The following is a 21,124-nucleotide window of genomic DNA, read 5'->3' on the forward strand; positions in this document are numbered from 1 at the left end:
ATTTCTATAATATTATCTGTTCGACAAAATAGGACAAAAACCGGGAAGTGACAGGCACCTTAAAATTAGACTTCTTTCTACAAAATGGTAAAATCTTTTTATATTCTTATTTACTGAATGGAGGAGAATGTTTTGGGGGATATTGCGTTGCTCAGTATCGTAATTGTCATCATATTAGGGATTTTCTCCCAATGGCTTGCTTGGAGAATCCAATGGCCATCTATCGTCATTATGTCCGTTGCCGGATTGCTGATTGGACCGATTCTTGGGCTTGTGAATCCCGAACAGGCACTTGGCAATATTTATAGTCCGCTGATATCTCTTGCGGTAGCAGTGATTTTGTTTGAAGGAAGCTCAAGCTTAGATGTCCGCGAGATTAAAGGCGTCTCCAAATCTGTTATGCGGATTATCACGATTGGTGTATTTATATCCTGGATTGGCGGATCGCTTGCTGCCCATTTCTTTGCTGGACTTAGCATTGAGGTTGCCTTCATGATCGGCGGTTTATTCGTTGTGACTGGACCGACAGTCATTATCCCGCTTCTTAGACAGGCAAAATTAAAACCAAGAGTATCCGCCATTTTAAAGTGGGAGGGCATAATTGTCGACCCTATTGGCCCATTACTTGCACTTTTTTCTTATGAAATCTTTAAGGTCATCAGCAGTGATGCACTGACATTATTCGATTTATTCCAGTTTTTCCTTGGTGGAATACTGGCAGCGATTGCGGGATATATTATTGGATTGGTTGTAAGCATTATGGTAAGCAAAGGACTATTTCCGGAATATCTTAAATCGGCAATTATCCTTTCCTTTGTACTGCTTAGTTTTACAATTGCTGAAGCGATCATGCATGAGACGGGAATGCTTGCTGTTACGGTCATGGGACTTACCGTTGCCCGGATAAAAAAACATGTATCATCGATTGGCAGCATTGGGCATTTTGTTGAAAACATATCGGTCATTTTGACTTCTACGGTTTTTATTTTATTGACCGCGTCTCTAACCAGAGAAACCCTTACCGATATATTCACTTGGCCAATTATCAGTTTTGTTCTGATCATGCTGTTCCTGGTACGTCCGCTATCCATTTGGATATCTACAATCGGAACCGAATTGACATTTGCGGAAAAAACGCTGATTGGATGGATTGCACCACGGGGAATCGTGGCACTAACCGTTGCAGGATATTTTTCATCGATGCTAATGGAAGAAGGCTATGAGGAAGCTTCTATCCTCACCGCGCTGACATTTGCCCTTGTCTTCATTACAGTGTGTGCCCATGGTTTTTCATTGGGACCACTTGCGAAGAAAACGGGACTGGCAAATAACGATGCGCCCGGGATTTTAATCGTTGGCGCAAGCAGCTTTTCTATAGCCTTTTCCCAACATTTAAAAGAGATGGGAACTCCGGCACTCGTCAGCGATACATCTAGCGCCCGTTTATTGAAGGCGAGGCAAAATGGAATAGATATCTATCACGGAGAAATCCTGGCAGAACATGCAGAATTCGATATTGACTTTACACCCTATAATAAAATTTTAGCAATGACAGGCGATGCTTCTTACAACGCACTTGTCTGCCAATCCTATGTGCCTGAATTTGGATATAACGACACCTTCGCATTACGGGTCAGATCTGAGGGTGGAGTGGATTACAAGCATTTGCCGGAATCCTTGAAATCAAACTTGCTATTTAATGAGGAAGATGTTTTTGAAGAACTGAACCGCAAAATTAACACAGGGTATCAGCTTGAAACCATTCAAGTCCAAACAAAGACAGACATTAAAAAAGAGGATATGGAAATGAATGGAGTCCCGCTCTGTATCCGGAAAAAGAATGGAAACGTTGAAATGATCACACTCCGCGGAAAATTTCTGGCAGATGAAGGTGATCAGATCGTTGTTTTGAAAAAATAAGAAGGATTGCTTTTAATGTTAAAAGAAGCTAGCTCCGGATGGGTGCTAGCTTCTTTCATTCGCTCTGTATGTTCTATACCAGTGCCAAAAGAGCGACCCTTCCCCATTCGACAAATTTCGGGAAGTGACAGGCACCTATCTGTTAATTTCGATGATGTCTTTTTCTTGAGATTCTACATTGCCATGTTTGTTAATGACGATTGTTTCGCTTTCACTCAGGTTGGTGAAGACAATTGGCGTGATGGTTGATTTGGCGTGTTTTTCAATGTAGGACAGGTCCGCTTTTAATAAAGGCTGTCCCGCTTTGATTTCCTGTCCCTCTTCAATCAGTAATTCAAATCCTTCCCCTTTTAGATGAACTGTATCGAGTCCAACATGGATCATAATTTCTATCCCTCCTTCAGATTGGATACCAAGAGCATGCTTCGTTGGAAAGGCATTGATTACTTTCCCGTTAACTGGTGAGACAACAAGTCCATCTGCAGGCATAATCGCAAAACCATCTCCCATCATTTTCCCTGCAAATACTTCGTCGGGAACCTCGGTGATTAGTACAATTTCCCCTTTTAGAGGTGATACGATGTCTTCAGCTATCTTTTCATTTTGCAATGCGTTCGGGTTTACTTCTTCAATCTGCTGACTTACCGCATCCGACTGCTGATCTATCTCTGCAGCTGGACGAGGTTTTTTACCAGAGATAATGTCCTGCATCTGTCCTTTAATAATCTCAGAGCGCGGTCCGAATATCGCCTGGATGTTGTCTCCCACTTCCAAGACCCCTGCCGCCCCCAATTTTTTCAGCTTGTTCTTATCAACATCGCTAATCGAATTTACAGAAACACGCAAACGGGTGATGCAAGCATCCAGATGGGCAATATTCCCTTCTCCGCCCATCGCCTCAAGTACGTTATAAGCAAGATTTCCAGCGAAAGCCTTCGAATCAGAATCAGCATCTTCATCTGCTTCACGCCCCGGTGTCATCAGGTTGAATTTCTTGATGAAATATCTGAAAACGAAATAGTAGAGAACTGCGAATACCAGACCTACTGCAATAGCAATCCACCATGGTTCTTTACCCGGCAGAATCCCGAATAGCAGAAAGTCGATCGCCCCACCCGAGAAGGTATAGCCGATATTGACGCCAAGGAATGTCATCAGGACAAATGATAGACCATCCAATATGGCGTGAATAAAGAATAGTAACGGTGATACGAATAAGAACGAAAACTCGAGTGGTTCCGTAATACCTGTCAGGAAAGATGTCAGTGCTGCTGAACCGAGCAAACCTGCAACAAGTTTTTTCTTTTCCGGCCGTGCAGTGTGGTACATTGCAAGTGCCGCTGCTGGCAGACCAAACATCATGATTGGAAATTCCCCCGCCATGAAATTCCCGGTTGTTATGTCAACTCCATCTTTTAATTGCTGGAAGAAAATCGTCATATCACCACGAACCAATTCTCCGGCAGTACTTGTATAAACCCCGAACTCATACCAGAACGGCGCATGGAAAATATGATGCAATCCAAACGGGATCAGTAGACGTTTGATGAAACCAAACATAAATACAGCAATATAGGTTCCTTCTTCAATCAGCCAATAAGAAGCTGCGTTCATTGCTTCCTGTATTGGCGGCCATACAATCATCAGCAATAGACCTGCTGCAAAAGAAAATGCTGCTGTAGCAATTGGTACAAAACGTTTTCCTGCAAAGAAGCCAAGGAATGATGGCATTTCGATATCATGGAATCTATTAAAACTGTATGCTGCAATCAAACCAGCAATAATCCCTCCAAACACACCTGTCTGCAGTGTCGGAATGCCAAGTACACTTGCAAAACCTGGATCATCTGCAATCAGATCGGGTGTTACTCCCATCCAGGATCCCATCACCTGATTTAATACAAGGTATCCGACCAGCGCTGCGAGTCCAGCTGCACCATCAGCGGCAACGCCAATTGCAACCCCGACTGCGAAAATCAGCGGCAGGTTGTTAAAGATAATGCCGCCCGCATCTTCCATCACCGTTGCCATGAGCTGGATCCAGTCCGTTTGCAAAAATGGCAGATAACCGATCATTGTTTCTTGCTGGGCAGCGTTTCCAAATCCTAGCAAAAGACCTGCTGCAGGTAAAAGCGCTACTGGCAGCATCAATGCTTTGCCGACTTTTTGCAGTACCCCAAAAGTCTTTTTAAACATAATCATTCTCTCCCTTTATAATGATAGTGCAGCAATTTTAAAAATGAAAAAGGCATGGCAGAAACAACGAAAAAGGATACAGAGCATACTTGCTTACCCTGCCATCACATTTTCATGTTCCTACTCATGCCTAATCGAATCAGTTACACGTAAGAATATATCAACGCTATTCATTTTTTATTGTGTGATTACTTTTTCAGTCAAACGCTGCAAATGCATCGTCAAATAGACGGCCTCAGCATCATAAACTTGCTTTTTCAATGTCTGCTGCATGATTTTGACAAGTTTCCACGAGAGATTATAACATGTTGGATATTCGTTTTTCAATAGGTCCCTGATTTTTTTTGGTTCCTCCAGTTTTTCACCGTTCTGTACTCGTTCAACGGTATAACGCAGATGACGGATCAGCCTTATGTAATCGATGCTTTTGGGATCTATCGTAATCTGGAATTGTTTCTCTATTACCCGGATTAATGTCGTAACAAGCTGAGAATAGCGATTGATTTCCGATATGGTTTTATCTGTGATTGCGCTATGGACGTGGAGTGCGATAAATCCAATTTCCCCTTCAGGCAAATCAATATCCAAGGATTGATTGATATAATTGACCACTTCTGCCGCAATCTCATATTCTCCAGGGTAAAGCGCTTTCGTTTCGGTTAAAAATGGATTTCGTATAACTCCGCCTTTCAGCAAGCGACTTATCGCAATTACGATATGGTCTGTCAAGGCAACATGCACATTTTCATTCAGCATCGAATTAGATCTATTTTTAATAATCTCAATAGCAGAGACAATTGCATTTAATGTATGATCATCTATTTCCTGCAGAAGTTTTTTATAATTTTCCTGCTCATCCTCATTGCGGAGAACGAATAGCTTCTCAACAGTTTCTTCTGCGATCGTGTCATTCTTTTTCCTGTTAAAACCGAGACCTTTTCCAATAAGCACAACTTCATTTCCTTGGAGGTCCGCAGCAATGAGCACATTGTTATTCAGTATTTTTGTTACCGAAAAAGAGTTCATGCTTCCCATCCCCTCATACCTTATGGGAATATTATACCATCGATAACAGCAATAAAAAACCCCGCCCTCCCTATCGACAAATTTCGGGGAGTGGCAGGCACCACAGCTTGCGGCTGCCGGGTGAAGGCAGCCGGGCAGTGGGGACAGCTGGGGGGGCGGCAAATATTATTCGACAAATTTCGGGAAGTGACAGGCACCTTATTGGGGGTGTCACTTCAATTTTAATTTAGTTCCCGTATTGTCTGAATTTGAGTTCGAGTGCTTCCAGCGAGATTCCTTTTGTTTCCGGAAGAAATTTGACCACGAATAGAATTGCGAACAATCCGATAAAGGAGAACAGGAAGAACGTCGATGATAATCCGATTCCACTAAGTAATATTGGGAACAAGAAACTAATCAGAAAGTTTGTTATCCAGAGGCAGAACACACTGACACCCATGCCGATCCCACGTAGTTTCAACGGGAAAATCTCTGCAAGCATCAGCCATGTCACCGGTGATATCGCCCCCTGCTGGAAAGCGAGGAATGTTACCGTCAATGTAATGACCAGGTACGGTAAAATGGCAGTACCTTCAAATAAAAATGAGCATATACCAATCAATAGCAGCGCAGAGGCTGTTCCTATTAAACCGGTTATTAGCATTGGCCGGCGTCCTACTTTTCCAAGCAGCCAGATTCCGACAAATGTTGCCAGAACGGAAATGACACCATTGGCAATATTGGCGACCAATGCTGCTTCGGTCCCGAATCCAGCTGTTCGCAATATTTCTGTTCCATAATACATGATCGAGTTGACCCCAGTTATTTGCTGGACAATCCCTATACCAATTCCCAGAAGAACCAGTCGCCGTATCCACGGTATAGCCAGATCTTTTATGGAGGCGCGATCAATTTGCTTTTCTGCTTTCAGCGCCGTTCGAATCTCTACCACTTCTTTTTCTGCCCGATTGCCAAAGCGAATCTGTTTCATAACATCCAATGCTTCTTTATACCTTCCTTGCGTGATAAGCCAGCGTGGACTTTGAGGCACTAACAGCATTCCAAACCATAGCAGGACTGCCGGAATGGTTGCAATTAAAATCATATAACGCCAAACATTTGCATCCTGAGCTCCAACCGTTGCACCAAGAATCGCATTGGATACATAGGCAAGCAATTGGCCACTGACAATCATCAATTCATTTTGTGTTACCATTCGGCCGCGTTTCTCAGTTGGCGACATTTCAGCCAGGAAGCTCGGTACAATGACAGATGCTCCCCCGACTGCTAGACCAAGTAAAATTCTGGCAGTAACCATGATTGGAACATCGGGCGCAAAGGCACAGCCCAAAGTTGCGATAAAAAAGAGAACGGCCAGATACATGATAACCTTTTTACGGCCTAGCCTGTCGGAAAGCTGTCCACCAAAAATGGCACCAAAAGCGGCACCAAAAATCAGGGAACTCGTTACAATCCCCTGTGTAGTTGCATTTAAATTCAATTGATCCGGCTGTGCCATAAAAGGCAATGCCCCATTGATAACACCCGTATCATAACCAAAGAGCAGCCCGCCAAAGGTAGAAACAGATGCAATCAATCGAAGCTTTTTTCTTGCCCTCTTCTCAGCAGGCTGATCCTCACTGTTCACATCAGATATTCGCTCTTCCATTTTCCTTCACCTCATTAGTTTTTTCTTAATAATGGTTCATTCCTATATTGCATTTATTAAAGAATAAGCAACAGCCTGTCCAATATTTAAGCTAACCCTTATGTGTTCCAGAGATGAAATAACCTATGCCTCTTTCTGCTGTACTAATTTAATTCCTGAAACTAAAAAGATATTAGACGTGAAGGGCAGAGAACCCATCACATCTTTTCATACTGATAATGCTATTTCCTAAATTGTTCTGACATGTCTTTGCTAAAACTGCTCCTCGGCAAAGGTTGTGTCATTAGCTGTAGTAGGTGCAGCGGAATGTTCATATTTGATTTCAAAATATTTATTTGTATTCCATCTGCTGCAGCCCTCCAGATGGCCATAGCTGAAATTATTTTTCCATGCCACGTAATTAAAGCTTAACTGATCCCTGCGGCTGTGTGTTTTGACTTCCTGCCACCATTGATCCATTACTTTCTTTACTTCCGGCGTATGTTTTCGCATAATAACATTACTTTCAATTAAGCCATTCTTTTCCGGCATGCCTTCAGCACGGTATTTTGCCATTTGATCCCGTACTCTTCTGTCACCATACCCGATTTCAATCCCTTTCTTATTTTCAATGACACCTTCTGCCTCCACATAGATGCAGTCTCTCCATGGATGATCAAATGAAAGAAATCCTGGACCCGGCTGATCGAAATGCTTTTCAATTAATTCATCAATATCTGCCGTAATCTCGATATTCCCATCCACCCAAATGCTGTATTGATACTCCGGCAAAAAGACATGCGGCTGTATTTTCACCTGTCTGCATTTTCTTATTTGATCCAGTCCCTGATCCTCATTCGGAAAAGGTCTGACATCCCACGGTCCGCCATGGAGCGATGGATCATCGGTAAAACAAACGTAATCACATCTGTCTGAAACACTATATGGTATTTTTAAATCATCATATCCCTTTGAAATGGCTGTATAGATCACGACATCTTTTTTCATACTTCCTCATCCTTTCACGAATGATATATTAGACTGCCGGCTTGATTGCCGCAGCTTCTTCTAAAAGATTTAACACAACAGGATATATCCACTTTAGAATGCTTCTCCAATTCCATTGGCAGCACTTGCCAATCTCCCATCATGAAAATTCGTTTATCCCGATCTTTTATTGGCGTCCTTTGAATAGTGGCTGATCATTCGCTATGCTTTTTCACTTTCAATGCTTCACAATCTGTTTCACGGTCGGCCACCACCTCATTCTGTATGAATCAGCACTTCTTCATTTTGGTAGACGGAAGGACGTCCGACCGAATGATATTCGATGCCGTTTGCCTTCATCGTTTCCAAATCAAAGCAGTTTCTGCCGTCAAGAACAATCGGTGTCTTCATGGTTTGGAATGCATGGAGATCGATATTCTTTATTTCATCCCACTCTGTCAGAATCAGTGCAACATCACTATGCTTAATCGCATCCTCAACACTATCAGCATAGGTCATTTTGCTGCTTAAAAGCCTTTTGGCGTTATTCGTAGCGATAGGATCATAGCCGATAACTTCTGCGCCCTGCTCGATTAATTTTTCAGTGACAATCAAAGAAGCTGCCTCTCGCATATCATCTGTGTTCGGTTTAAAAGCAAGCCCCAGTACCGCCACTCGTTTGCCTTTTATAGAAGGGAAACGATCATAGAGCTTATCGATTAGGAGTGCCTGCTGTTTCTTATTGACATGTACAACGCCTTTTAGTAACTCAAAATCATAGTTTACGTTTCCCGCAATCTTGATCAATGCCTTGGTATCCTTTGGAAAGCATGACCCGCCATAGCCTATTCCCGCCTTCAGGAACTTGTCGCCGATTCGCTGATCCATCCCTACCCCTTCTGCCACTTGATCTACATTGGCATCAACCAATTCACAGATATTGGCTATCTCGTTGATAAAGCTAATTTTGGTTGCCAGGAATGCATTGGAAGCATATTTGATCATTTCAGCGCTTCGGATATCTGTTTTATATACGGAAACACCGAAAGGCTTATTGATTTCTTCGATGACATTTGCCGCCTTCTCATTATCGGCACCAACGACAATTCGATCTCCATTAAAAGAATCATAGATTGCCGACCCCTCTTTAAGAAACTCAGGGTTTGAAACAATATCGACATGGACGTCGTTTACGAGATTAAGCATAATAGTCTGCTTGATTTTTTCATTGGTTCCAACCGGCACGGTACTTTTGGTTACTACAATCGCATCTTTTCTGATATGTGCCGCAATATCCTCAGCAGCCTTCATCACATAAGAGAGATCTGCAGCACCCTCCGCATTTTCCGGGGTTCCGACTGCGATATAAATAACATCCGCATTTTCAAAACCGGTTTTATGATCTGTTGTGAAGTATAACCGGCCCTCTTGGATGTTTTGTTTCATTAATTCATCCAAACCCGGTTCATAAATAGATGATTGCCCTTGGCTCATTTTCTCTACTTTTGCCTCGTCTATATCTATGCACGTTACTGTATGTCCTATTTCTGAGAGACTTACCCCAGTTACCAGTCCTACGTAGCCCGTACCAACAACTGAAATATTCATCCATTTCCCCTCCATATTGTGAACCTGTTCACAATGCTTATTTTAAAAAATAGATTTCCTCAAAAATCCCCTTGAACGGTACCACCATCTTGAATGGTGCCTGTCACTTCCCGAATTTTGTCGAATACTGTCAGACCCGTTAAGGTATCCATGTAATTCCCAAAATCGAGAAGTGATAAACCCTGTTATGATATTTACTCCTTCACAACCTCTTTGCCCAGCACAATCTCTTTTAGCATTTCCAAAACCTGATCACCCATTTCCTCGTTGTTCAGCGCAAACTCAACCGTGGTGCGGATAAATCCAAGTTTTTCACCAACGTCATAGCGTTTGCCTTCAAAGTCATAGGCATAGACCTTCTGAAGTTCATTTAATTTTTGGATCGCATCGGTCAGCTGGATTTCTCCTCCTGCACCCGTTTCCTGCTTATCCAGAAAATCAAAAATCTCGGGCGTCAGTATATAGCGGCCCATGATAGCAAGATTGGATGGTGCTGTGCCTTGCTTCGGCTTTTCAACAAAGTTGCTTACCTGGTAGCGTCTGCCTTCGATTGTTTTCGGATCAATGATCCCATAACGGTATGTCTCTTCCTCCGGAACCTGCTGTACGCCAATGACGGATGACTGGGTCTCATCATATTGTTCCATAAGCTGCTTCAGGCATGGCTTTTCAGCTTGGACTATATCATCTCCCAATAACACTGCGAATGGATCATTTCCAATGAACTTCCTTGCGCACCAAACTGCATGTCCTAATCCTTTTGCTTCTTTCTGCCTTATGTAGTGAATCTCTACATTGGCAGATTTATTGATTTTTTCCAGCAGATTAAATTTCCCTTTTTTAATGAGATTCTCTTCCAGTTCAAAGTTATTATCAAAATGATCCTCAATGGCCCGTTTACCTTTACCAGTGACGATAATAATGTCTTCTATGCCGGACTCGATTGCCTCTTCTACGACATACTCAATTGTCGGCCTATCGACAATTGGCAGCATTTCCTTAGGCATTGCCTTTGTTGCCGGCAAAAATCTTGTTCCCATACCTGCAGCAGGGATAATCGCTTTTTTAACCTTTCCCATATGATCTCCTCCAAATTCAGCTTAGAGAGCAACCTCCAAAGCTCGATTTATTTATATAAATCTGTATGTTTACGTTTAATTGCTTATTAATACCCTTCTATAAATCCTATTAAACAAAAATTCATAAAATGGTAAAAATTGCTTATCAGGACATTCGACTCATTTTCATAGGATAAACCGCGAATTCTCCTTGTTTTTCGATAGGAAATCAAGTTTCAGCGTTTCCGACAAAATTCGGGAAGTGACAGGCACCTATTTGGCACCTATTTTCCCATTCTTCTTTGGGCGTAGGATGATAGCCAGATGCTGAGTACTGAGAATAATAGTAGCGGAACCATCAATGTTAATGCTAATGCATCAAGCATCGGCTGCGGCTGGCTCCCGGAACTTCTCAGGACACTGAATACCATTACCGGCAATGTTTGTGTGGTCGGTCCGGCAATCAATAGAATCAATGTAAACGCCCCAAACATACGGACAAATATATTGATGGCTGCTGCAGTGATTCCCGGTACGAGCTGCGGCACAATGATTTTCGTAAAGAGCTTAAATTTATTCGCTCCGAGAGAATAGGCAGCGAATTCCAGTCTCGGGTCAAGCGACTCAATGAATGGAATAAGGATGAATACGGAAAATGGCACACCAATAATCAGGTACACCAAGACGAGACCCGGTATAGTTTCGGCCAGTCCCATCGAATAAAAGATAGACGCAATCGGAATAGCATAAACCAGTTCAGGTAAGGTGAACGGCAATTGAAAGAAGGACACCAAAAGATTTTTGAACGGAAAATCCTTCCTTGCCAATATGTAGGCAGTAGGAATACTCAGCACCAAGGAAATAATCGTAGCCGTAAACAGTACCTGCACGGTCACCAGGAAAAATTGGCCGACATCGTAGGAAAGCCAAGCCCGCTTGAACCATTCCAATGTAATGCCGCCAAATAGACCATCAGATTCCTTTCCAAATGCACTAAGAAATACAACGAACATCATCCCAAACACAAGTCCCAGAAAACCAATAATCAAAAACCAGAATGGTATTTTTTTGACGAAGGGTCCTATCTTTTTATTAGAATAGCTTTTATCTTGTACGACTTGCTGATTATCTGCAGGCATTTGCATATTCTCCCCACCTTATTTGAACGTAGATGCCGAACCTGTATATCCCCTTTTTTTCAGCCAGAAGACAATCATCAATACGGATATCTGCGTGACCGCCATCACAATAGCGACCGTATTTGCCATACTGTAATTGAAATTGCGCATCGCCTCTTCAAAGGCAACAACTGCGAATGTCCTCGTCTCGGATGCCGGATTCCCGACGACAACTGCAGAACTGTATACACCAATCTGCATGATGATATTGAGGCCGAATACGGTTAGGACATTGTTGCGGATGAGCGGATAGAATACGCGTTTAAATGTTGTCCATTCACTTGCCCCCAATGACCGGGAGGCAATCTCCAGATTCGGATCAATCGAATCCATCATGCCGATGAAATTGGATGCAAGAAAAGCAACCCCAAGAATAAAAATGGCAATGAATGCTCCCCAATAGTTGTATACAAGCTGGATTGGTTCACTAATCAAACCAATCGACATCAGCATTTCATTAAACCAGCCGGATGGTCTGAAAAAAGTGATGATTCCCATGTCGATAATCAGAGAGCCCAGGGTCAAGGGAAAAATAATCATTGCTCCAATAATCCCTTTCCCTCTCATTTTCCCCCGGATAAAAAAGCAGATGGTAAATGCTACAAATAATTCGGCGATGGAAGCGGGTATTACCAGCATCACTGTCCGGAAAATCGTATCGAAATAGTCCTTCTCGGTAAAAAAGGTAATATAGTTTTGCAAGGTAAAGGCCCCGTCATCTGTTGTTTGTACCGTCAATAATACTCCTTTAATCAGTGGATACACGAATAGGAATAGTATAGGAAGTATTGCAGGGAGCAATAAAAGGTAATCTGCCTTTTTGGTAGCTGTTTCTGGATTCAAGGAAATCACCCCTTATTTAATATGAGAATACTGGCAGGATTCAAATATAGCTTTATATCCGTGTTCAGAGGATATGGCTCAAGCCCCAATACATTTATCCTGATAATTTCCCCTTGCGTTGTCAGCACTTCATAGCTGGTCGTGCTTCCGACATAATCACTCGTCAGAACCCTTCCGCTCATATAATTGATGCTATCTTTAATCAATTCACCAGCCACTTTGACATTTTCCGGTTTAATCGTCAGAAGAACTTCCTGCCCAATCTTAATATCCGGATTCTTTTTCACAAGCAATGGGTAGCCATGCTCGGACCGGAAAACAAAATGCTCCCCCTGTTCTGCCTCCACTTTACCTTCCAGAAAATTACTGTACCCGATAAAATTGGCTACAAATTTATTTCTCGGATTCATAAAAATCTCTCTTGGAGTTCCGATCTGCTGGACGATACCTCTGGACATGACAGCAACCTTCGTGGACAGTGATAGTGCTTCTTCCTGGTCATGTGTCACATAAATGGTCGTAATGTTCAGTTCATCGTGCAGTCGTTTCAATTGGATCCGCATATCCTTGCGAAGCTTTGCATCAAGATTACTCAACGGTTCATCCAGCAGCAGTACTTTCGGCCGAATGACGAGGGCTCGGGCCAGCGCTACCCTCTGCTGCTGCCCACCACTCAATTCTTTCGGAAATCGCTTGCTGAATTCTGCCAGCTGGACCATCTCCAGTGCTTCTGCGACTCTTTTCTGTTTTTCCTGCTTTGACGTTTTTCGCATGTCCAGTCCAAATGCGACATTTTGTGCTACGGTCATATGCGGAAAGAGGGCATAGTTTTGAAATACCATGCCGATATCCCGTTTATTCATCGGAATGCCGTTGATGACCTCCCCATTAAAGAGAATCCCGCCAGATGTTGGATCATGGATTCCCAGAATCATGGATAGAATGGTTGTTTTCCCGCAGCCGCTTGGACCGAGCAATGTCATGAATTCACCGCTGTCAATATCAAGGTTGACATCCCAGGGCCGTTGTTTTGCCGAATTTTTTAACCAGGTTCCTTAACTCCACCTTCGCACTTGCCTGCTTCATAATCTTCTTCTCTGCTTCAGCCTTTTTATCTGCTGGTGCAGGGTTGACTTCCTCCATTACCTGAGACATCCTATTCATCTCCTTTTTATGTCCACACAATGATGGCTTCTATTTTTGCGATTGAATCCTATCTTCCCATTCCGTATAGTAACCATTCAGCACATCCGTATTGGGGAAAAGTATCCAATCATCCTCAGGTACATATGCATCTCCATCCTGCTGGAATTCCGGCATCAGAATATCGAGATATGTCTGATACGAATCCTGATAGTCCGGCAGTATCATATCAGAAGTTGCCTCTTTATTGGCTGGAACACGACCTACTTGATACTGCTGTGCCTGTGCTTCAGCAGACATTGCAAATTCGATGAACTCCAATGCTGCTTCCTTTCGCTCTTCCGGAAGATCCTTGACCATGACATAGAATTGGGCATCAATAATTTGCTTGGTACCTTCCAGTCTCACAGCTTCGATATTATCAGGCACTTGCCCCTGGGCTTTATCGTATGCATACCAGAATGGCATATGTGGTGCTATATCAATCGTTCCATCATATAAAAGATTGAATACATCAGAGCTTTTAGACGGGTAAAAATCAATATCCTCTCCAATTGTTTCAAGGTATTCCCACGTCTTCGTCAAATCTGCCCCGCTTTGGAAATCCTCTCCCATCATTTGGGCAATTCCAAAGAAGAACCCTCTTGCCGGCCCACTGACCGAAAGCGGTGCATAGCTGAATTTCTTTGGATTTTCCTCAATCCAAGCAGTTAGTTCCTCAAAGGTTGTCGGCGGATCGGAAACCGTATCCTCATTGTAGACAATGATAGGACCGCCCGATTCACCATTCATTGCTACGCCATAGTTATCATATGCCTCAATATATGCTTTCGCTGAATCCGTTAAATTGTTATAATTCAGTTCCTCTTCATACTCCGGGAAAAGCTCTTCCCATACACCTTCTTCAACACCTAATGGCATGCCGTCAATTCCTGTTGCCACAATATCTATGTTTCCATTAGTCCCTTGTGCCTTAATTTTGCTAATGATCTCCTGCGGGGTGCCGCGAGCATATTCAACCTTATACTTGCCCCCAGTCTCCTCCTCAAACATCGGGATAAGAATGTCATTGTAGTAATTGTCTCCACCACCAACACTATAAAAGGTAATGGTCTGTACATCCTCCCCACTTCCCGTGGAGCTGCCGCCACTGCAGCCAACGAGGAAAATCCCTAAAAATAAGCTAAAAAAAAGAATACAACTAAACTTCTTCATAAAATTTCCCCCTTTTATATATCCAATTATTTTAAATAATACCCTTTTTCTCACTTTTAACACTATTTTATACAATAATTTTAAACCGTTTTCATTAAAGTGAGTATGTTTACCTATTCACAAACTTCTTATATAAAAAAGCCAATCCTGCCTCTGCCGCTAAATTAACTCATGCAATACCTAATTTGACTAACTATTATGATAATTCTATAATTAATTTCGCTATTTGTAAAGTCTAAAAGCCGACTGAATAGGTGCCTGTCACTTCCCGAATTTTGTCGAATCGGTGTAGCACAAAGGTTGCTTTATCATTTCAGCAGTCTGTGAAGCTGGGTTTATGTATATATTGGACAGGGTTTATTCTTTTTTGGGGATGGGACTAGCGACAGTATGATTGCATTGTTGCTGGGGGCCATCTAAGAGCATTCCTCTTCCATTTTATTCATCTTGCGGTTTCTGTTATCGTTGAAAGGCAGAACACAACGAAACGCCATCCCCCAGTAATGGCAGATGGCGTTTTATTGTCCTGTTATCGATGGTCCTGTTATTGATGAATTTTGTAGCCGTATCCTAAAATAAATGCAATCTAAAAGACGGTGGCATAGCGAGTATCACTGAATTTAAAATACGATGGTCTTGTTGCGATGCACAATAATCCGGTCATCAAGGTGCCATTTGACCGCCCGGGCCAGAACACTCCGTTCAATCGACTGACCAATCTTTTTCATAGCTTCCTCATTATCGCGATGGTCAACGCGTCCGATATTCTGCTCGATAATCGGTCCTTCATCAAGGTCGCTTGTTACATAATGGGACGTTGCTCCGATCATTTTCACCCCGCGCTGATAGGCACGTTCATACGGTTTTGCTCCAATAAACGCCGGCAGGAAAGAGTGGTGGATGTTGATAATGCGATTCTCATAGCCTTTCACAAAATCATTTGTGAGAATCTGCATATAGCGGGCCAGTACGATAATATCCACGTCATATTGCTCCAGCAGCTGCTTTTGCTGCTCTTCTACCTGTTTGCGAATCTCCTTGCTTGCCGGGATATAATAAAATGGTATTCCTAGTGACTCCACCATTTCCCTTGCTGTTTCATGGTTACTGATGACAAGCGCTATATTAGCCATTAGATCGCCGCTTTGCCATTCCCATAAAAGTTCGAGCAGGCAATGAGGTTCTTTGGAGACAAAGATGGCCATGTTCTTAAGTTCACTAACATACATCATCTTCCACTCCATTTGGAACCCGCTCGCCAACGGAAGAAACTCGAGCTCAATCCTCTCTGCATTTTCTTTTAAATCCGGACAATCGAACTCAACTCGCATGAAGAATTCTCCGCCCTCCGGATCCATTGTATACTGGTTCGATGCGACGATGTTTGCCTCATGGTCATAGAGGAATTTTGATACAGCAGCCACAATTCCCGGCTGATCAGGACATTTAATCAGCAAACGGGCCCGATTTTCATTTTTATCTTTATATGCTTGTAATTTTCCTTGAGAGTACGTATTCATCAGCTTCTACCTCGTTCATTGTTTTTCATTCTACTCTATGCTACTCAAGGGATTGGGTCAAGAAATCCTGTTATTTTTTGAATAAGTTTCGATAAGTTGTCACAGTGCATCTCCAAGCCCGGAAGTTATTATATTGACAAAAATATACGCACCGCATAAAATAAAATAAACCAATCAAATTACTATGATTTAATTCAGATAAAGGGGAGACGGCCCGTGAAAAAGTACTCGCTGTATTTCATGCTCGGTTTTATGGTTCTTTCATGGATTATCGGTATCTATTATTTACTTGTATATTACACCCCGATAACCGTTATTCCTATGTTTAATAATTTTTACTGGACTTCTACATTTTCTGCCATGCTTGGACTGACAGTAGCTGTTACACTCACATCTCTCGCAGTATTGCTTGTCATCCAATATTATAAAAAAATGAAGCGCTGGTATGTCTTCCACGGTTTTGGACTCTTCCTCTGGATGCTTACCATCTCCTTCCAATTGAAAGTCGCAGCATTCAACCTGGAAATCTGCCACTAACTTTCGGAGATACTTGGGTGCCTGTCACTCCCCGGTTTTTGTCGTATTTTGTCGATTAAATCGAGCAAAAAAGCTGCTAAATCTATCGTTTAAAATGGATTAGCAGCTTTTTTTATTCGACATATTTCGGGAAGTGACAGGCACCTCGATGGCACCTCGGCAACTCCTCGGCAGCACCTCGGTGTTGGCACTTCCGCGTTTCTAGTTAAACAGTGCGGTGATCCAGTTTGCTAGTGTGGTGAATAGTTTTCCGATGGCTTCAAACAATCTAGTGAACATATTCCCCTCTTCGCTGTTTTGGTCCGGCTCTTCTGTATCTTTTGGTTTTTCTTCAGCTTTCTCTTGATTTCCTGCTGCCGTTTCATAGGATTTGTTGTTGTCAGATGGATCAGCTATATCGCTGCTGTCGCTACGTTCTGCTGATTCCGAGCTTCCCTCCGTTTTTGCTGAATCAGGGCTCCCGCCGATTGAGGACTGCACATCATTCGCCGGCTCCCCATTCTTTGCAGCCGATTGACTCTCGCCGGATGCTACGGATGGGTTCTCGATAGAATCATCCTTGTCTTTAGGCAAGGCAGCAGTTACTTTTTTATTAAGGTCAGCATTTACTTCCTGATGCTTCCCGGTGCTTCCGGCATTATTTTGCCCGGATTGTTCAGCTTCTTCTGCAGCCTTATCACTTACTTGAGAAGCAGCATCATTATGGCTTTCCTTCCCAGATTCAGCTGCTTTACCATCGTTCAATTCATCTGAGTCCGCGTCGTTTTTCTCATCGACAACGACTGATTCATCATCCGGATCAGATTGCACTGCAGCAGTTTTCGCCGTATAGCTCACTCCTTCAGACAGGTTTCCTACCTTATCCTCGGTATATAAAGTAATCGTATATTCGGTGTCAGCGGCCAATTCAGTGAGCGTATAAACAGATGCATCCGCTCCATTAATTGTTGTAATTAAGGAATCATCCATGTAAACATGAACTCTAGCAAAATCTGCATCTACCGGATTCCCCCAGCCAACGGATAGTGAATCCGTACTGGATTTCGTCTGTTTTAGATTTTTGACGGTGCCTGGGGCGGTCTGGTCATCTGGTACATATGTGATGAATCCATAGCCATAGAAGGAATCTCTACCCGCTTCACCTAGGTCTTGGACATGCTTGATCAATTCTGCCCGCAAGTCACTATTTGCCATTTCGGGATGCTTTTGCTTCAGTAAAGCAAGCAGGCCTGTAACATGAGGCGAGGCCTGAGAAGTTCCACTTCCTTCACCGTAAGAATCATGGAGGTACGTACTTACGATGTTCAGCCCTGGTGCGGAAAACTCCACCTCATCTCCTGTAGAAGAGAAACCGGTTATATTCAAACGCCCATCAACGGCGGATACTCCAATAACACTTTCATATTTGGCAGGATATGTAACATTTTCTCCGTCATTCCCACTCGCACCTACAATCAGCATTCCTTCTTCATAGGCCTTGTCCATCATATCTTTTAATGCGAGACTATTTTCTTCCGTACTCAGGGAAAAATTTAGAATGTCCATATCATTTTCAATCGCCCATTCCATTGCTTCCAGTAAATCTGTCAATGTCCCTTCTCCATTAGCATCAAGGGCCTTTACAGCATACAGATTGGATTCCGGTGCAACTCCGACTACCCCGGTGTCATTCCTTTTTGAACCGATTATCCCAGCTACATGGGTCCCATGACCATTATCATCCAGCCATTCTTTCGTATAATCGACCGTTGAGAATCCTCCCGAAATGGTCAAATCTGAATGCGGGAATATACCAGTGTCAATGATTGCTATATTAATACCGTTGCCAGTAGCACCCTCTTCCCATGCATAGGGAGCACCGATGGACTGAATGTTCCACTGTTCCATCTCTCCCATTTCGACTTCCGATATTTCTGTAATATTTTGGACATTATTGGATAATGCCACCGCAGCGTTCTGATCGATGTAGCTAATATTTTCACTATCATCGATTTCCTCTAAAACATCTTCATCAATTGTTACCGCAAGCGCAGCTATCCTATTAAAATGATGATTAATATTATTGCTATTTTCTATAATGAATTGCTTGCCCAGCTCATTTTCATAGCCAATGATGGCCTCAACTTGACTGCCATCCATTCCATATGTGCCTCTTGGACAAAAAGAAATAAGTACAGAAACAGAAAAAATAATGCACAGCACACGACCTAGCTTAAAATTCGACAATGAACAAATCTCCTTATCTATCACTCTTATAATAGATTCTATCACCTAAGTCGAAACTTGTCTGTAGGAAAAAAGGTGCCAAATAGGTGCCTGTCACTTCCCGGTTTTTGTCGTAATTTGTCGATTATAATTACACAAAAAAATGCTGCAGTTTTAAAAGCCTGCAGCATTTTTTCGTTCCCACGTTTTCAAAGCGATATAGTATAGTACTGCTGTAACAATAAGTAATGCAATGCTCACTGGCCAAAACCACCCTGAGACACTCCCGTTTGCATAGGCTAAGCCGATTGGCGAGAACAAGATGTACGTAAATAGCATCAGGCCAAACAGAATAATGGATACCGGAACTGCATACTTCCATGGGGTTGAATCCACTTTAGGATCTGCCTTGAATACAAAATCCTCTCGCAATGGTCTCACTTTTCCAGCCACTAGCATGGTACCGACCTCTACAAAGAATAGGATTCCCGCTATATGAATATAGTTGATTGGAATTTCTATATTAAAGAATGCCGGAAGCCCCCAAAGCAACATATAATACGTGATAACATGAAAGATAATGACAATCTTCGGTCCGATTGGAGGTACTCTTTTGGCAAAGATACCAACCAGAACTATCGCTACGATGGGAATATTAAAGAAGCCTGTAAATTGCCTTATAATATTCCATAAACCATCCGGTGCTCTCAGCAGCAACGGAGCAATGAAAAATGTAACAAGAGCCAATATTGTTCCGAACCACTGGCTGACACGAATCATTTGCTTATCGGTTGCTCCCTTGTTGATTGCCGCTTTGTAAATGTCATAGGCAAACATGGTTGAAGCACTATTCAATAAGGAATTGAAACTGGACAATACTGCACCGAGCAAAACAGCCAGAAAGAATCCAGTCAAAATGGTTGGGAAGAGATCATTTATTAATGTTGGATAAGCAAGATCCATGGTCGCTAAGGATGGACCATAAAGATGAAAGGCGATGACACCTGGAATCATCATCATAAACGGGACCAGAATTTTAAGGAAACCTGTCAATAACACACCCTTTTGGCCCGCTGCCAGACTTTTCGCGCCAAGTGTCCGCTGAATAACATACTGATTCGTTCCCCAGTAGAACAGATTCATGAAGAGCATCCCTGAAAAAATCGTTCCAAATGGTACCGAGTCATCTCGGGAACCAATTGCATTCAATTTCTCCGGATTATCGGTTGAGATGGTTTTCATTCCTTCCATTATGCTTCCATCCCCAAGCGCGATAAATCCGAGAATCGGAACTAGGATACCGACAATCAATAATCCAATTCCATTCAGAGTGTCTGATATCGCTACAGCACGAAGGCCACCAAAGATTGCGTAGGCTGCACCAATAATCCCTATAATCCAGACGACAATCCAAAGCGCCTGTTCAAGTGAAATCCCGAGCAAGCCAGGCACATCAAAAAGCTGTAAAACAGCCAGTGCGCCCGAATAGAGTACAGATGGAATCGTAACGAAAGCATAACCAAGCATAAATAAAATAACGACATATGTACGGGTTCCATGATCAAACCTGGTACTTAAAAACTGCGGAAGCGTCGTAAATGCTCCCCCCAAGTAGCGCGGCAATAAGATGAGAGCTAAAATCGTGACCGATATCCCTGCCGTTACTTCCCATGACATATTGGACAGATTGGAATTATATGCCTGTCCGTTCAACCCTACCAATTGTTCTGCGGACAGATTTGTCAGTACAAGTGACCCGGCAATAAATCCTCCAGTCAGTCCGCGCCCCGCCAAAAAATACCCCTCCGAGTCACTCACCGTATTCTTCGTCTTCATATACGAATACCATGCAACTATTCCCATAAAAAAGCACAGGAAATGATTGTAAATGCCATAATCTCTCCCCCATCTTCTATATTGTTTTTTTCTTTTGTAAGTAAAACAGGCTGACTTGCTAAAATATACCCCGTTTGCTCACTTATTAAACAGGTCAAACTATTCAAGACAAAAGGCCTACTCAGAATTGAAGAACCAACCTAACCCAAATATTTTTCGACAAAA

General features: G+C 42.7%; 17 protein-coding genes. 2 read left to right on the forward strand and 15 right to left on the reverse strand.

The features are described 5' to 3' along the window. The first annotated feature begins 132 nt into the window (after positions 1–132). On the forward strand, positions 133–1,920 hold the full coding sequence (locus OMHG_RS02435; protein WP_010648017.1) for a cation:proton antiporter: 1,788 nt from the start codon (positions 133–135) through the stop codon (positions 1,918–1,920). A gap of 135 nt (positions 1,921–2,055) precedes the next feature. Here OMHG_RS02435 and ptsG read toward each other — a convergent pair whose 3' ends face one another. From ptsG to purU, 12 genes are all read right to left on the reverse strand, one after another. After that, positions 2,056–4,116, reverse strand: a complete 2,061-nt coding sequence (ptsG, locus tag OMHG_RS02440; RefSeq protein ID WP_010648019.1) for a glucose-specific PTS transporter subunit IIBC — start codon at positions 4,114–4,116, stop codon at positions 2,056–2,058. 177 nt (positions 4,117–4,293) lie between these two features. Then, the gene (gene glcT, locus OMHG_RS02445; RefSeq protein WP_010648021.1) at positions 4,294–5,142 is read right to left on the reverse strand and encodes a glucose PTS transporter transcription antiterminator GlcT; all 849 of its coding nucleotides are present in this window, start codon (positions 5,140–5,142) and stop codon (positions 4,294–4,296) included. Between the two features lie 226 nt (positions 5,143–5,368). Further along, positions 5,369–6,790 carry a sugar porter family MFS transporter gene (locus OMHG_RS02450; protein WP_010648022.1) on the reverse strand — a complete coding sequence of 474 codons (1,422 nt, stop codon included), beginning with the start codon at positions 6,788–6,790 and terminating at the stop codon, positions 5,369–5,371. Positions 6,791–7,042: 252 nt separating this feature from the next. Next, positions 7,043–7,777 (reverse strand): glycosyltransferase domain-containing protein, encoded by a 735-nt coding sequence (locus OMHG_RS02455; RefSeq protein ID WP_010648024.1) that lies wholly within the window; start codon positions 7,775–7,777, stop codon positions 7,043–7,045. 255 nt (positions 7,778–8,032) lie between these two features. After that, positions 8,033–9,364, reverse strand: a complete 1,332-nt coding sequence (locus OMHG_RS02460) for a UDP-glucose dehydrogenase family protein (RefSeq protein WP_010648025.1) — start codon at positions 9,362–9,364, stop codon at positions 8,033–8,035. A gap of 194 nt (positions 9,365–9,558) precedes the next feature. Further along, entirely contained in the window at positions 9,559–10,443 is an 885-nt protein-coding gene (gene galU / locus OMHG_RS02465) for a UTP--glucose-1-phosphate uridylyltransferase GalU (RefSeq protein ID WP_010648027.1), read from the reverse strand. A 263-nt stretch (positions 10,444–10,706) separates the two neighbouring features. Further along, positions 10,707–11,561, reverse strand: coding sequence for an ABC transporter permease (locus OMHG_RS02470; protein ID WP_010648030.1), 855 nt, complete (start codon positions 11,559–11,561; stop codon positions 10,707–10,709). Between the two features lie 18 nt (positions 11,562–11,579). After that, entirely contained in the window at positions 11,580–12,443 is an 864-nt protein-coding gene (locus tag OMHG_RS02475) for an ABC transporter permease (RefSeq protein WP_010648032.1), read from the reverse strand. Between the two features lie 5 nt (positions 12,444–12,448). Next, entirely contained in the window at positions 12,449–13,426 is a 978-nt protein-coding gene (locus OMHG_RS02480; RefSeq protein WP_010648033.1) for an ABC transporter ATP-binding protein, read from the reverse strand. 19 nt (positions 13,427–13,445) lie between these two features. Further along, on the reverse strand, positions 13,446–13,598 hold the full coding sequence (locus OMHG_RS18195; protein WP_154648215.1) for a hypothetical protein: 153 nt from the start codon (positions 13,596–13,598) through the stop codon (positions 13,446–13,448). Positions 13,599–13,637: 39 nt separating this feature from the next. Beyond that, a complete protein-coding gene (locus OMHG_RS02485) occupies positions 13,638–14,801 on the reverse strand; it encodes an extracellular solute-binding protein (protein WP_010648034.1) in 1,164 nt (387 codons plus the stop codon). A 620-nt stretch (positions 14,802–15,421) separates the two neighbouring features. Continuing rightward, positions 15,422–16,321 (reverse strand): formyltetrahydrofolate deformylase, encoded by a 900-nt coding sequence (gene purU, locus OMHG_RS02490; protein WP_010648035.1) that lies wholly within the window; start codon positions 16,319–16,321, stop codon positions 15,422–15,424. 216 nt (positions 16,322–16,537) lie between these two features. Between purU and OMHG_RS02495 the strand changes: the two genes are divergently transcribed. Continuing rightward, positions 16,538–16,858 (forward strand): hypothetical protein, encoded by a 321-nt coding sequence (locus OMHG_RS02495; RefSeq protein ID WP_010648036.1) that lies wholly within the window; start codon positions 16,538–16,540, stop codon positions 16,856–16,858. Between the two features lie 201 nt (positions 16,859–17,059). Here OMHG_RS02495 and OMHG_RS17425 read toward each other — a convergent pair whose 3' ends face one another. The 3 genes from OMHG_RS17425 to OMHG_RS19310 all read right to left on the reverse strand — a co-directional run bounded on the left by OMHG_RS17425 (position 17,060) and on the right by OMHG_RS19310 (position 21,066). Beyond that, on the reverse strand, positions 17,060–19,084 hold the full coding sequence (locus OMHG_RS17425; protein WP_049887913.1) for a S8 family serine peptidase: 2,025 nt from the start codon (positions 19,082–19,084) through the stop codon (positions 17,060–17,062). A gap of 153 nt (positions 19,085–19,237) precedes the next feature. Next, complete coding sequence (locus OMHG_RS02505; protein ID WP_044476683.1) at positions 19,238–20,926, reverse strand: solute:sodium symporter family transporter; 1,689 nt, start codon at positions 20,924–20,926, stop codon at positions 19,238–19,240. Continuing rightward, positions 20,917–21,066, reverse strand: a complete 150-nt coding sequence (locus OMHG_RS19310) for a hypothetical protein (protein WP_154648216.1) — start codon at positions 21,064–21,066, stop codon at positions 20,917–20,919. Before OMHG_RS19310 ends, OMHG_RS02505 begins: the two co-directional genes overlap by 10 nt. Positions 21,067–21,124: the final 58 nt, after the last annotated feature.

It is taken from the genome of Oceanobacillus massiliensis str. N'diop, assembly GCF_000285495.1.
GTDB lineage: Bacteria > Bacillota > Bacilli > Bacillales > Amphibacillaceae > Oceanobacillus > Oceanobacillus massiliensis.

Coding starts and splice junctions, on each gene's coding strand:
- ptsG (WP_010648019.1), bottom strand. CDS start 4,116: ATGTTTAAAAAGACTTTTGGGGTACTGCAAAAAGTCGGCAAAGCATTG.
- glcT (WP_010648021.1), bottom strand. CDS start 5,142: ATGAACTCTTTTTCGGTAACAAAAATACTGAATAACAATGTGCTCATT.
- OMHG_RS02450 (WP_010648022.1), bottom strand. CDS start 6,790: ATGGAAGAGCGAATATCTGATGTGAACAGTGAGGATCAGCCTGCTGAG.
- OMHG_RS02455 (WP_010648024.1), bottom strand. CDS start 7,777: ATGAAAAAAGATGTCGTGATCTATACAGCCATTTCAAAGGGATATGAT.
- OMHG_RS02460 (WP_010648025.1), bottom strand. CDS start 9,364: ATGAATATTTCAGTTGTTGGTACGGGCTACGTAGGACTGGTAACTGGG.
- galU (WP_010648027.1), bottom strand. CDS start 10,443: ATGGGAAAGGTTAAAAAAGCGATTATCCCTGCTGCAGGTATGGGAACA.
- OMHG_RS02470 (WP_010648030.1), bottom strand. CDS start 11,561: ATGCCTGCAGATAATCAGCAAGTCGTACAAGATAAAAGCTATTCTAAT.
- OMHG_RS02480 (WP_010648033.1), bottom strand. CDS start 13,426: ATGACATTGCTCGGTCCAAGCGGCTGCGGGAAAACAACCATTCTATCC.
- OMHG_RS18195 (WP_154648215.1), bottom strand. CDS start 13,598: ATGTCTCAGGTAATGGAGGAAGTCAACCCTGCACCAGCAGATAAAAAG.
- OMHG_RS02485 (WP_010648034.1), bottom strand. CDS start 14,801: ATGAAGAAGTTTAGTTGTATTCTTTTTTTTAGCTTATTTTTAGGGATT.
- purU (WP_010648035.1), bottom strand. CDS start 16,321: ATGAATACGTACTCTCAAGGAAAATTACAAGCATATAAAGATAAAAAT.
- OMHG_RS02505 (WP_044476683.1), bottom strand. CDS start 20,926: ATGGGAATAGTTGCATGGTATTCGTATATGAAGACGAAGAATACGGTG.